The following is a 12,123-nucleotide window of genomic DNA, read 5'->3' as shown; positions in this document are numbered from 1 at the left end:
CGTTTTGTGCGCTGCAATATAGATGGTTTGTGCGGCGCACAAAGTTGGGCCGAAGAAAGGAGAGATAAATGGAAAAGCAATTGTTGGACATTCTGAACGCCGGAATCGGTCTTCTGAAATCAGGCCAGGAAGGACTGGAAAAAGCAAAAGTGGATTTGGAGAAAACCTACGGCGAATTGGTCGCTAAGGGCGCAGCCGATAATTCCGAGGCTTCCGTTAAAATCCGCGAATCCGTAGACAAACTTCTGAACGAAATCAAAGAAGTTTCTACCGTTGCCGGAAAGAACTACGAAGAGACTCGCGGTAAAATCGTAGAGAAATACAACCAGATTTCCGAAGAAATCAAGAAACGCGTTCCTGAAGGACAATTGGAAGCCGTAAAGGCGAAGCTTTCCGAAGTTGCGGAAACTATCAAAGCAACCGCTTCTAAGGCTAAAGCCTAAACTTCGCTCCCATAGTCGGATTTTTTAGATTCGAACTATGAGTTGGACGGTCGCTGATCTTTACGCTTTAGGTAAGTTCCTACAAGAGTAAAGACCTCGGCCTCCGACTCGCTTAAGGCCCCTTTTTTCGGGGCATTCTTCCTACAAACCGGTTCTCCACTGCTTGACATTTTCCGATTTCGGGTGTCTTTGCTAGTGAATGTCTTCCTACAAAAAAGGCGGATTTCGCCTATCCCTGCCCCTATCTTGTTTTCTTATCTTAGTTCTTTTTTCTCTTCCTATACTCGGACAAGAGGATGTGCAAAAACCGGAGGAGAAGCTTGCTCCCAAACCGAGTCCTATGAACGAGCTCCCTCCGGAAAAAAAGTCGAGCGGGCCCAGCCAGTCCGACTTAAGGGAAAAATACAAGAATCAGATCGGAGGCTTCGGATTCGAAAGATACTATTCCATCCAAGCGGCTCGGATGCTGGATTCCCAATGGGCGATCGGAGCCACCGGATACATGAATCGGGAGGTGAATCGTTTCGATAACGATGTCGCTTTTTCCTATTTCCTAACCCCTCCCACATTTTACGGCCGTTTGAGAAACGCTGAGGAAAAATACTGGGGAGGTGCAGTCTTCCTACAGAGATATATTGTCGACTCTCCATTCTTCGCGTCCCTATGGTTGGGGAGGGAGAATTTTAGAAAAACCGAATCCGCATTATATTGGGAAAGTGCAGGCAATACCTATCGATATGAAAAAGATTCCTTTAGTTCCGGACCTAGAAATTTCGCGGGATTGGGACTGGGATTTCGTTACCAAACCGTTTCCGGATTTTTCTTTGGGTGGGAGGCCGTTTGGAGCTGGTATTTTCCCTACAAGAATTCCTTCTCCGTTTCCGATTTGTATTACTCGGATCGTGTGGCCAGCACCGGAGACTTACTCTACCGTAAATACGCCTATCAAAATAGCGAGAAATTACCAGGCACTAGTTTCGGCCTGAATCTATTCGTGGGCTGGGCTTTTTAAAATGCCGACTCATCCATTCTCCGCCCCGAAACCTTGGGTAATCGCTCATAGGGGAGATAGCGGAGAATATCCTGAAAATACGCTTCTTTCCTTTCGAAAGGCCGTGGAGAAGAATGCAGATTGGATCGAGTTGGATATCACTTATTCTTCCGACAGCCGTATCGTAGTCATTCATGACGATACCATGGATCGTACTACGGACAAGAAAGGAGAGGTCCGGCATTTGGATTTTCGCACGATTCATAATGCGGACGCCGGTTCTTGGAAGGATCATAAATTCAAGGGCGAACCGGTTCCGGATCTTTGGTCCGTTTGGGACTTTGTTCGGTCCACTCGTTTAGGCTTGAATGTGGAGATCAAGTCCACCGCTTACGAGGAGATTCCTATAGATAAACCTATCGAACAGGAATTGATCGATTATGCCGAAAAGAATTCGGTGATCGACCGTACCCTATTCTCCTCATTTTGTTGGGATTCGTTAGTGCGTCTCAGGGAATTATCCGTGGACGCTAAGCTCGGAATTTTAATCGGAGAAGAGACTCCATCCTGGCAGGAGGCCTTGGAGCTAGGTTGGAGATTAAACGCTTTCAGTCTGAATTTTTCGATTCGCGGTTTGGATAAGGAGATTGTTTCCAAAATCCAATCGGAAGGATTTAAGGTTTTAGCATATACTCTGAACACCGAAAAAGAACTAAAGGCGGGTATCGATCTGGGGTTGGACGGGATCTTTACGAATTATCCCGCTTTGATGAGAAGTCTTCTTACTTGACCTCTATTCGATAAAAGTGATCCAACTCTATCGTCCAATTTTCCATAATACGATTTAGGACTTCCTTAACGTCCTCCGTCGGCTCGTCGTAACGGTCCGTTCGAAAAGAATCGGTCTCTCGGAAGCCGGGTAGAGCGCTGATCTGGTCCGCTTGCGTCCGAAAACGGAAGATTTCGAATTCTTCCGTGCCTCTTTGTTCTCCGTTTTTTATGAAGAAGGGCTTAACGAGACTCATTCTGAACTTGCCGATGGGAACTCTTTCCGTAGATTGTAGGAATCTGTAGGAAGATACGGCCAATTCTAATTTCATTCTTTCTGCATATTGCTTCGATTCCAGAAAAGTAAGTGCCGAACTTCCTCCGAATCCCAAGTAAACCTCGTATTTCGTTTCCGGAAATTTGGGAGCTATGATTTCGACTTCTTTCAGCTTCTCGCCGAAAAGAGCGTTAGCGACCTGCCGAGCCGTTTCTTCATGTGATAAGCGAGAGTCGGAAAGAATTTCATTCACTCTTTCTTTCGGAGTTTGCTTACAATGTGCGAAAGATATTAGGAAGAGAAGAAGGAGAAAAAGGATCTTAAATCGAATGAAAATTTGCCGATTGGGAAACATCGAAAAACCCGAATTTAGGAGCGATTCTCCCGGATAATATGACTTATTTCGAGAAGAAAATCCATCCGGAAAGCACGATTTTCTGCATATAAATTCCCAGAAAGAGGAGAATATAGTTTTGCTTCAAAAGCGGAAATTATCCCTTAAAGGCCCGGCTAATTCTTCGCTAGTTTACGAACTAAGACTGACCGCCATCTTGCACAAGTCCTCTGTTATATGGGCAGGAATATGGAAATATATTTCCATATTTGTTAGGAAATAATGTAAAAAGGGTTAACGTTGACTCTCGTCTAACAATAGTATCGAATAGGCAACAGTCGTTAGTCGAAACAGGGACAAAATCCGACGTAGAATTCCTAATAAAAAATCGGCTCGAGTTTCAAGTTTTGTCAAAAAATTAACTATACGTTATGCGGAAAATTAAAAACACTTTACTACTTTTGTAAGAATATAACTCTTGTTACGTCAGTTAACATTTATGAAACCAAAGAAAGTCACTAACGATGATTTGGAAAAAATCATCGCCGGGGTAAAGACTCAAGCTGTTGAAGCGATAGGTAATTACCTCTACAAAGGATTTCGCATACAGGTAAGTAAATATAACCTGTCCGGAGCGGAAAGGGTTCAGCTCCTTTATCAAAGGAGAAGGAAAGAAGGTCTTTGTATCGTCTGCGGCACCAAAGTCGGTAAGAAAAACCCCTCAACCGGAAGATTATATCGCCTCTGCGAATTCCACAGAAAGAAAATAGATAAAAAAAAGTAATTCATAAAATCCGGAAAACGACTGATAATCATAGGGAGCCACGGCTCTGGTAGGTTTCTTTGTTTTCCGGATTTTATCGCCGACTCGGCAATCGTAACCAGTCTTCAGGATTTTTTCTTTCACGCAAAAGCGTCTCTTCCCTGGTTCTCATTCTTACCCTAAGCTTGGCTCCTTCTTATAATGTCCTTCCCCAAGGCGAAAAGGGGAGCCCCCCCGATTCGGACATTCTCTTGCGCATCGCCGAAGAGGCCTATAAGGATCGCCGTTTTTATAAGGCGGTCGAAAGCTTACGCAATTTTCTCGTGCTCTACCCCGGAAATTCCAAGAAAACCAGAGCGCTTTCCCTACTTCGGGACTGCTTTTTGAAATTGGACAGACCAGAAAAGGCCTTGGAGGTCAGTCTAGATCTCTACAAAATGGAACCTACGGGAGAATCCGGCTTAGAATCCTACTTGGAAGCGGGAAGGCTACTGGTCAAAATGGGAGAAACCGATCAGGCTAAGGAGATTTTTTCTTCTATCTGTAGGCAGTCTTACTCGAGAGCGGTGGCAGAAAAAGCGGCTTTGGAGTTTTCGGGAATCGATTTGCTTTCCGACCGGGAAGAACCTTCCCCCGAAGGGGAATCTTGCCGGGAAAAATAGGAAAACGAAGAGATTTCAGTTCTAAATTGCCCGGTCCCGAGCCGATACTAGTTTATAGTTGAACTCAAGGCGGCGGAATTTTTTAATCTCTGGTAAGGTATGTCCAACGGCTTCTTTCAAATTGTGAACTACCCGAAAGGGTCCTACGTCATCGTCGAAGGCAAGAAAGAAGCCCATAATTTCTTCATCATCAGGCAGGGGAAAGTAAGGGTCGCCCGAGAGAACCAGGTGGTCGGAGAGGATCCGAATCAATTATTGGGTCCGGGAGACTTCTTCGGAGTGGTCGCGGCTATGAGCCAGCACGCTCAGATCGAGTCGGCCATAGCTCTTACGGACGTGTCCCTTATACAGGTCAGCTACGACCAGTTCGGAACTCTGATCCAGAAAAATACCCCCGTAGCGATGAAGATCATCCGCTACTTCTCCATGAAGTTGAGGCAGTTCGACTCGACGATCACTCGTTTGTCGTTCCGCTCCGCGGTGGAAGAGGATCCGAATCAACTTTTTTCGATAGGAGAATATTACTTCAACCAGAAGAATACTCTGCACGCGGCCTACGCCTTCCAGAAATATCTGCAATACTTACCCAACGGTCAATTCGCGACCCAGGCTAAACTAAAACTTCAGACGGTGAATCAACCTGTCGCTCCTCCTCCGATCGATTATACGAAATTCAATCGGGCTTACGGCGATAACGAGATGATCTTCTGCGAGCACGAGCCGGGGAGAGAGCTGTACATCATCCAACATGGTAGGGTGAAGATCACCAAGATCGTGGACTCCAACGAAGTATTATTGGCCGTCTTACAAAGCGGGGACATCTTCGGGGAAATGGCCCTCCTGGATAATAAGCCTCGCTCCGCATCCGCGATCGCCTGGGGAGAAGTTCAACTTCTTGCGATCAACAAGGCCAACTTCGAAGGAATGGTTAAGGCTCAGCCTCAACTTGCAACTCGACTCATTACTCTTCTTTCCGAAAGGATTTGGACCGCTTACAAACAATTGGCGAACTTGCTGATTACCGATCCTCAAGGAAGAATCGCAGACACTCTTCTAACATTAGCCGAGAAGAATCGCGTGAAGGTCGTTCCTAAAGCCAATTATAATTTCGAGATCGGAACCAAGGACTTGATCAAAATGGTCGGTCTGACTTATCCTAAGGATGAAAATTTGGTCTTGGATCTGATTTCTAAGAACAAGTTCATCAAGCTGGACCAGGGAAAACTCTCCTGCACGGATCTGGTCGAGCTGGAAAAACTTGTCCAAGCGTTCCGTAAGAAATCCCAAATAGACGCTAAGCTTAAAAAACGGGCTTAAGAATTCCCATGGATCGCGAAGAGAGATTGCGTAAGGCTGTCCTCTGGCTTAAGAAAAAGGATCCGATCACCAAACGTATCGTTCAATCCGTAGGTCCTTGCACTCATAAACCGGTAGGAACTCCCTATTACACTCTCGTAAGGTCCGTGATCAGCCAGCAGCTTTCCGTAAAAGCCGCCTCCACTATGGAATCCAGAGTGATAGAATATTATGGAAATCGAAATCGTCTGCCGGAGCCTGGCGTCTTTCTGAAATTATCCAAGGCACAGATGAGAAAGGCGGGATTATCTTTCGCAAAGATAGACACCATCAAGAGAATCGCCCAGGCTTACGAAGAAGGCCATCTATCGGATAAGAAACTGAAAAAGCTCGAGGACAAAGAAGTGTTGGAGCTACTCTGCGGAATTAAGGGCATTGGACCCTGGACGGCCGAGATGGTTCTGATGTTCTCCTTGGATCGTTGGGACCATTTTTCCCTGAACGATCTGATCTTAAGAAAGTCGATCGAAACGCATTACGGAATTTCTAAGGACTCCAAGAAGGAGATTCTGGAATTCGCTTCCGGATTCTCCCCTTATCGAACGATTTTTAGCTGGTATCTCTGGAGAGCGGTTTAAACCGCTCTTTACGAAAAGAAGGAATTCCTTCCTTGCATTTTTAAGCACCTCACCGAGCCTAGTCTTAATTCCGGGAGGAATGGGGTGAGAATCCCCAACTGACGGCGCAACCGTAATAGAGAACATTATCTCTTAAGTCGGATCTTCCCATGAATGGATCGCCCGTAATCGACCATTCGTACCGAAATTTTTTTTTCAGGGCCCCGGACGAATCAAACCGGGACCGATCTTCCATCCATCGCGATATAGGCGACTCCCGGTAATAATTGGGAGTTTACGCATGAAAAATAGAATCGTATCGATTTCTATTCTAATATTCCTTTTTTCGCATATGAATTGCGGAGAAGGCACATCCAAATCGGACACGGAAGCGCTGTTTGCCTTACTGCAGCCGTCTTCGGATAATTCGACCCCTCCGGTGGATCCGGGACCGAGCGTCCAGGAAGGCACATGGCTTGCGGATACGGTTACTGACGCTCCGGGACATACCGGTTCCGGATTTCAAGATAAGAATAAACTAATCAACGGAGTCTTTGGGGGCGGTATGACCGGAGGCGGAACGGACGTCTTTTCCTTGCAGTACAATAGCACTTCCACTCCGCCCAACGATTACGTGGTCTTGGAATGGAACGGTTATAAGATTCGAAACGGCTCGGGAATCGATTTTATCGTATTCGAAAACGGGTTTCGGGTCTCCGCTTCTCCTGTGAATTATTTCATGGATATGATTATCGTGGAGGTAGGGAACGATCTTACGAATTGGTGCGGTTTCAATCCGGATTATACCTTTTCACCGGAAATGAGCTATTCCAAGGATCCCGCGTATTGGTCTCGCTTTGCGGGAAGGATGCCTGTTCTCTTTCACGAGACCAATAATAATTTCGGCTACGATCCGGCTTTGGTTTTCGATCTCAACAATTCCGGAGGAGACGGATTCAACTTGGACGATCTGAGCGAAGCGAGTAATAGCGCCGGCGGTTCCGGATGTTCCGAAACTTTAAGGAACGATTTGAAGACGAACGGATTTACTTATTTAAGACTTTCCTCGGCCTCTTCGAATCGATGGAAGAATCCGGATACGAATGCCGTTTTTGTAAAGGAAGCGATTTCCAACGGACCGGATATAGACGGAGTCTACGCAAGATATAAGATTTCCAGATAGGTATAAAAAAGGCCCCGTTCAAATGCGGGGCCTTCGCTCTTTAAGAAGGGATATCCTGCGGATTAGATCTGGATCCCTACCGCTTTGCAATCCGCTTTGATCATGATCTCTACGAGTTCTTTAAACTTGACCTTAGGTTCCCATCCGAGTTTGGTCTTTGCTTTTTCGGGATTTCCGATTAGGAGGTCCACTTCCGTGGGTCTGTAAAAGGAGGGATCCACAGCCACAAGAAGTTTGCCGTCCTTCTTATTATAACCTTTTTCCTGATCGCCCTTTCCTTTCCATTCCACCTGTATATCCAGATGACGGAAAGATTCCTCCACGAATTCGCGGACAGTATGAGTTTCATTGGTCGCGACGACGTAATCATCTGGATCCGATTGTTGCAGCATCATCCACATCATTTTGACGTAGTCCGGAGCGTAACCCCAGTCCCGTTTCGCATCCAGATTTCCCAGATGGATGGGACCTCCCTTTCCGGTGACTATACCCGCCACGCCTAGGGTGATTTTTCGAGTCACGAATCCTTCTCCTCTGCGAGGAGATTCATGATTAAATAATATTCCATTGGAGGCGTGTAATCCGAAACCCTCCCTATAATTCACTACGGCCCAATACGCATAGAGCTTGGCGACTGCATAAGGGGATCTGGGATAGAATGGAGTTTTCTCGTCTTGAGGAACCGCCTGCACTTTTCCGTATAGTTCGGAAGTGGAGGCCTGGTAGAATCTGGACTTGACTCCGGTTTGTTTGATCGCGTCCAAGATCCGTAAAGTTCCTACCGCGTCTACTTCCGCGGTGTATTCCGGAACTTCAAAAGAAACTCCCACATGGGATTGGGCGGCCAAATTATAGATTTCGTCAGGTTGAACTTTTTCCAAGACCCGATTCAAATTGCTGGAATCAGTCAGGTCTCCGTAATGCAGAAAAAGATGGGAATTGCCTCTGAGATGTTCGATTCTGTCCCGGTTCAGAGAACTTGTTCTCCTTACGATTCCGTGGACTTCGTAGTTTTTCTCCAAGAGAAGCTCGGTTAGGTAGGATCCATCCTGGCCGGTAATCCCTGTAATCAGCGCCTTTTTCATTCTGGAACCAAAAACCCCGGTTTTGCTATACGGGCAAGAAGGATTAAGCCTTGGATTTCCGCCTTTTCCTAGTTTTGGCCCGGAATGTAGGATCTCCTACATCGGAAAGAGAGCCTATTCTACTAAACGACTCCCTTCATCCAATTCTTCTTGCGAAATTGATAGATGAACGTCAGGGATAGGGAGCCGATCCAAATGAAAATGGCCGCCCAGATTCCTAGGGTTCCACCTTTGTAAACGACTCCCAATAAGTAAGCCGAGGGTAGCATCACTATATAGCTGAGAAGAATGTAGACCCTGAACACGTAATTCTGCATTCCCGCTCCCCGAAGAGCAGCTCCTATGACCATATGATAGGCGTCTCCGATCTGTATGATTCCGAGTAGGACTAAAGCGGGATAGCATTCTTCGATCAGATTCTCGTTCGTAGTGATCAATGATAGGATGGATTTTCCCAAGAAAATAAAGCAGAGTCCGAGTAGTCCCATCACATGGGCGGAAATGAACGCCGAACGAAATGCGGAGTGATAGGCTAATCTAAATTTCTTAGCGCCCATGGCTTGGCCTAATATCGTGGTCGCGGCGACTCCGAATGCGTATCCGGGTAGGAATGCGAAACTCAAAGTGGAGAATAGGATATTAGAAGCTGCGACTGCGGTAACGGAGATGAGTCCTTGGATCTTGGAGAAGATCACGAAAGCCACGTTTACGAAGCCTTCCTCGAATCCGGGAGGAGTTCCCACTTTTACGATCTCAAGGATATGCTTCCGACTGGGCAAAAAGGATACGCCTTCGAAATAAATTCGAATTTTATAGTATATGAAGAAAAAAGGAAATACGAGAAGTCCTGCGAGTCCGGATAAGGATGAGGCTAATCCCGCTCCCGCGATTTCCATCGCAGGGGCTCCCAAATTTCCGTAGATAAAAATCCAATTTAGCACGATATTGGAAACGGTCGTTACCGCCATGGAAACGAAGCCCGCTCGTGTGTGGCCTAAACCGTCCAGGAACCCGCGAAAGCAAAAGCCCAGAAAATAGAATCCGCTCCCCAGAAATCTATAAGAAATATAATCCTTTGCTAATGTGTTCACTATCGGATCCGGTCCGATGGAATTCATTACCGGTCCGGATACCGCGGCACCTATCAAGGAAAGCAAAACTCCGAAAGATAGGGAGATATATACGGTAGCGACTCCCACATTTCCGATTTCTTTAAAGTTCCCTTCTCCGAATCTTCTCGCCACGATGATCTGAATACCTAGGGAAAAGCCGATTAGAAATGCAACGAGAGTATAATAGGTGATTCCGCCTATGCCCATGGCTGCGATCGCATTTTCTCCCAGGTGGCCGACCATTACGGTATCGGTGATCCAAACTAAGGATTGGCTTAACATTCCGAAGACTACCGGTAAGGCGAGGGAAAGTATTTTAACGTTTAATCTACTCGGTCTGTAGGATCTACGTATTTTTTTGAAGAGTGAGACCACTTGCTTTCCAGGTTGGAGCGGGCCTACTCGCCAACAACCTTTTTCTCGGAAAAAACGGTTTATCGTAACGATAGGAAACTTAGGATGGTGGAAAGCCTATGGAATACGATCTGGATAAGAATCAAGGCTTCGCGGATTTACATAATCATCTTTACGGTAGTCTTAGGCCGGAGCTTTTGCGGGAGATGGGCTTGGGAAATCCGAACCCTCGTTGGGAGATTTTCACAAAACCATATCAACAATATTACGGTCATGCAGTTCGTCCCGAAACATTCTTCCAGGATTATTCTTCTTTAGAGGACTTTAGTAAGTTATATCTCTTCAATCATAGAGGTCCTTTTCCGGAGTTTCAGGCCAAGTTCAATCTAATCATCGCCTTATCCAAATTCGATCCGAACGAAATTCGATTCGTTTCCAAGAGAGTCACTTCGGATCAATACCGCGAGGGTGTGGTGTGTGGAGAATATAGACTGATGTATTCTCCCACTGAACCTTACGAAGGAGTGTATTCCAAAACCCTAGCGGCATGCGAAGGGTTTGCAGAGGCGGAATCCGAACTCGGGAGGAAGGCCGTCTCTCGCTTGGTCATCTCCCTACATAGGGACGGGGATTGTTTCCGCGAATACGAAGTCTTGAAGGAATTGATGGAAAAGGATTCCTTGATACGTAAATATTTAGTCGGATTAGATTTTTGTTATATAGAAGAAGGATTTCCCCCTAAGGATAAAAAGTCCTTTTTGGAAAGCGTTCAAAAGGATAATCGGGCTCAGTCTTCCACTGCTCTGAGCGTATTGTATCATGTGGGGGAATCTTTTCAGGACAAGACCCTGATTTCCGCCTCTCGCTGGGTTCTGGAAGCCGCAGAATGGGGAGCCCATAGATTGGGGCATGCCATCGCCTTAGGTTTGGACCCTAGATCCTACGCAGGTAAAACGGTTCGGGAATCCGTAGCCGAAAGGTTGGACAGCCTATCTTTTCAGCTCGAAAATCGGGAGGAAATTTCCCGATACGGAGAAATTCCTTCCCGAAAGGAAATAGAGTCGGAAATCGATTCGATCCGACATAAAGAGAATGTGGAAATTTCCGTTACGGAAAAACATATCTCGGAAACAAGGGTATTCCAAGCGTATTGTATGGATAGAATTCGCGCCACGAATGCGGTTATAGAGTCCTGCCCTAGCTCCAACGAATATATAGGGATGGTTCGGGATAAGGAGCATCACCCGCTTCTGAAATTCGCGTCTCAGAAAATGAAGTTCACCATCTCCACCGACGACCCGGGTATTTTCGGAACGGATATCCGGGAAGAATACCGAAAGGCGGGCGAGCTTGGTCTTTCCGGTGACCATTTGGATCATATACGTAAGGAATCTTTTTCTTTTACTTCGGAAATACTTTCGGGTAGAGTCGGATCTAAGGTGTGATTCGGAAAATAAAAATGAAACGACTCTCGATTCCTGTATCGCATAGTTCGGCGGCCATTCTCCTTTTTTTTCTGTCCTTCGGTTTGCTTGCCCAGACCCAGAGCGATTTCTCGGATCCTTACGATTATAATTTACGAAATTATAAAGATGAAAAGTCTCCCGACGGTTTTAGGGAATATTCCATTCCTCCCAAGTTCGAAAAACCTCCTTTGGTCAATCCTAAGAATGTACAGATTCCTTTTCAGAACGGGCTTCCTTCCGCGACCGGTTCCCAAGGAACTCGAAGAACCACTAACCCGGTGGTGAATCGTAACGACGACGGTTTGTTCAATCCGATTACAGGAGAGGTCAATACCGAAGCCTTGGAGAGGCAACAGGAACAAGCCAGAGAGAGAAAGAGAAAGTTGGAAGAATTCGGAAAGGACCAGGAGCCTTATACGGAGAGTAGACTCCGTAGGTTTTCCATCATATTCTTCATGACCTTGCCCTTGGCTGCAGGTTTCAGTTACGGTACTTTAAGCGCGGCGAACCCGGGATACCAAAAAACTTTCGAGGGAGGTTGGATCGTTTTCGGGGCGGCAGCCACATTGGCTTTTACAAACGCATGGTTGGATTTAAGAGATTACGATAAAATGAAATTGGAGAACCAACCCCAGAGCCCTACACCGAATCCTACTGTTCCGGACAAACTTTCCGAAATCATTCATCCTAGCGCTATTCCCGGACTAGGAGTCTACTCGCGCAATTTGGAATATAGAATGGAATTGGAATTATTCCGTTCTTCCTTCTGAAA

General features: G+C 46.2%; 13 protein-coding genes. 10 read left to right on the top strand and 3 right to left on the bottom strand.

The genetic code is table 11. The features are described from left to right. Positions 1-68 precede the first annotated feature (68 nt). From LEP1GSC061_RS13520 to LEP1GSC061_RS13510, 3 genes are all read left to right on the top strand, one after another. Complete coding sequence (locus LEP1GSC061_RS13520) at positions 69-443, top strand: phasin-related domain-containing protein (RefSeq protein ID WP_016546199.1); 375 nt, start codon at positions 69-71, stop codon at positions 441-443. Positions 444-642: 199 nt separating this feature from the next. Next, the gene (locus LEP1GSC061_RS13515; RefSeq protein ID WP_016546100.1) at positions 643-1,455 is read left to right on the top strand and encodes a hypothetical protein; all 813 of its coding nucleotides are present in this window, start codon (positions 643-645) and stop codon (positions 1,453-1,455) included. A gap of 1 nt (position 1,456) precedes the next feature. After that, positions 1,457-2,224, top strand: a complete 768-nt coding sequence (locus LEP1GSC061_RS13510; RefSeq protein WP_016546601.1) for a glycerophosphodiester phosphodiesterase — start codon at positions 1,457-1,459, stop codon at positions 2,222-2,224. Here LEP1GSC061_RS13510 and LEP1GSC061_RS13505 read toward each other — a convergent pair. Beyond that, positions 2,217-2,732 (bottom strand): hypothetical protein, encoded by a 516-nt coding sequence (locus tag LEP1GSC061_RS13505; protein ID WP_232218461.1) that lies wholly within the window; start codon positions 2,730-2,732, stop codon positions 2,217-2,219. The genes LEP1GSC061_RS13510 and LEP1GSC061_RS13505 overlap by 8 nt on opposite strands. Positions 2,733-3,312: 580 nt before the next feature. Here LEP1GSC061_RS13505 and LEP1GSC061_RS13500 point away from each other — a divergent pair. From LEP1GSC061_RS13500 to LEP1GSC061_RS13480, 5 genes are all read left to right on the top strand, one after another. Further along, positions 3,313-3,597 carry an LIC10235 family protein gene (locus LEP1GSC061_RS13500; protein ID WP_010513869.1) on the top strand — a complete coding sequence of 95 codons (285 nt, stop codon included), beginning with the start codon at positions 3,313-3,315 and terminating at the stop codon, positions 3,595-3,597. Between the two features lie 149 nt (positions 3,598-3,746). Beyond that, complete coding sequence (locus tag LEP1GSC061_RS13495; RefSeq protein ID WP_341476459.1) at positions 3,747-4,238, top strand: tetratricopeptide repeat protein; 492 nt, start codon at positions 3,747-3,749, stop codon at positions 4,236-4,238. Positions 4,239-4,337: 99 nt separating this feature from the next. Beyond that, a complete protein-coding gene (locus tag LEP1GSC061_RS13490; protein ID WP_016546753.1) occupies positions 4,338-5,555 on the top strand; it encodes a Crp/Fnr family transcriptional regulator in 1,218 nt (405 codons plus the stop codon). 8 nt (positions 5,556-5,563) lie between these two features. Then, positions 5,564-6,172: a DNA-3-methyladenine glycosylase family protein gene (locus tag LEP1GSC061_RS13485; RefSeq protein ID WP_016546616.1), complete on the top strand. Its 609-nt coding sequence runs from the start codon at positions 5,564-5,566 to the stop codon at positions 6,170-6,172. Between the two features lie 280 nt (positions 6,173-6,452). Beyond that, positions 6,453-7,334, top strand: a complete 882-nt coding sequence (locus LEP1GSC061_RS13480) for an LIC_13355 family lipoprotein (protein WP_016546023.1) — start codon at positions 6,453-6,455, stop codon at positions 7,332-7,334. Positions 7,335-7,396: 62 nt separating this feature from the next. On the opposite strand, the gene gmd is transcribed toward LEP1GSC061_RS13480, so the two are convergent. Together gmd and LEP1GSC061_RS13470 are read right to left on the bottom strand one after the other, a co-directional pair. Continuing rightward, a complete protein-coding gene (gene gmd, locus LEP1GSC061_RS13475; protein WP_016546625.1) occupies positions 7,397-8,419 on the bottom strand; it encodes a GDP-mannose 4,6-dehydratase in 1,023 nt (340 codons plus the stop codon). Positions 8,420-8,541: 122 nt separating this feature from the next. Beyond that, the gene (locus LEP1GSC061_RS13470) at positions 8,542-9,906 is read right to left on the bottom strand and encodes an MATE family efflux transporter (protein ID WP_016546677.1); all 1,365 of its coding nucleotides are present in this window, start codon (positions 9,904-9,906) and stop codon (positions 8,542-8,544) included. 98 nt (positions 9,907-10,004) lie between these two features. Between LEP1GSC061_RS13470 and LEP1GSC061_RS13465 the strand changes: the two genes are divergently transcribed. Both LEP1GSC061_RS13465 and LEP1GSC061_RS13460 read left to right on the top strand, forming a co-directional pair. Further along, positions 10,005-11,330, top strand: coding sequence for an amidohydrolase family protein (locus LEP1GSC061_RS13465; RefSeq protein ID WP_016546330.1), 1,326 nt, complete (start codon positions 10,005-10,007; stop codon positions 11,328-11,330). A gap of 14 nt (positions 11,331-11,344) precedes the next feature. After that, positions 11,345-12,121, top strand: coding sequence for a hypothetical protein (locus LEP1GSC061_RS13460; RefSeq protein WP_016546447.1), 777 nt, complete (start codon positions 11,345-11,347; stop codon positions 12,119-12,121). Positions 12,122-12,123: the final 2 nt, after the last annotated feature.

Source organism: Leptospira wolffii serovar Khorat str. Khorat-H2 (assembly GCF_000306115.2).
Taxonomy (GTDB): domain Bacteria; phylum Spirochaetota; class Leptospiria; order Leptospirales; family Leptospiraceae; genus Leptospira_B; species Leptospira_B wolffii.
The sequence above is the reverse complement of the archived record's forward strand: the minus strand, read 5'-3'. Positions and strand labels throughout refer to the sequence as shown.

Bases quoted from the DNA above. Each gene is read 5' to 3' on its own strand.
- LEP1GSC061_RS13500 (WP_010513869.1), top strand. From the start codon at position 3,313: ATGAAACCAAAGAAAGTCACTAACGATGATTTGGAAAAAATCATCGCC.
- gmd (WP_016546625.1), bottom strand. From the start codon at position 8,419: ATGAAAAAGGCGCTGATTACAGGGATTACCGGCCAGGATGGATCCTAC.
- LEP1GSC061_RS13515 (WP_016546100.1), top strand. From the start codon at position 643: ATGTCTTCCTACAAAAAAGGCGGATTTCGCCTATCCCTGCCCCTATCT.
- LEP1GSC061_RS13465 (WP_016546330.1), top strand. From the start codon at position 10,005: ATGGAATACGATCTGGATAAGAATCAAGGCTTCGCGGATTTACATAAT.
- LEP1GSC061_RS13520 (WP_016546199.1), top strand. From the start codon at position 69: ATGGAAAAGCAATTGTTGGACATTCTGAACGCCGGAATCGGTCTTCTG.
- LEP1GSC061_RS13480 (WP_016546023.1), top strand. From the start codon at position 6,453: ATGAAAAATAGAATCGTATCGATTTCTATTCTAATATTCCTTTTTTCG.
- LEP1GSC061_RS13485 (WP_016546616.1), top strand. From the start codon at position 5,564: ATGGATCGCGAAGAGAGATTGCGTAAGGCTGTCCTCTGGCTTAAGAAA.
- LEP1GSC061_RS13460 (WP_016546447.1), top strand. From the start codon at position 11,345: ATGAAACGACTCTCGATTCCTGTATCGCATAGTTCGGCGGCCATTCTC.
- LEP1GSC061_RS13510 (WP_016546601.1), top strand. From the start codon at position 1,457: ATGCCGACTCATCCATTCTCCGCCCCGAAACCTTGGGTAATCGCTCAT.
- LEP1GSC061_RS13490 (WP_016546753.1), top strand. From the start codon at position 4,338: ATGTCCAACGGCTTCTTTCAAATTGTGAACTACCCGAAAGGGTCCTAC.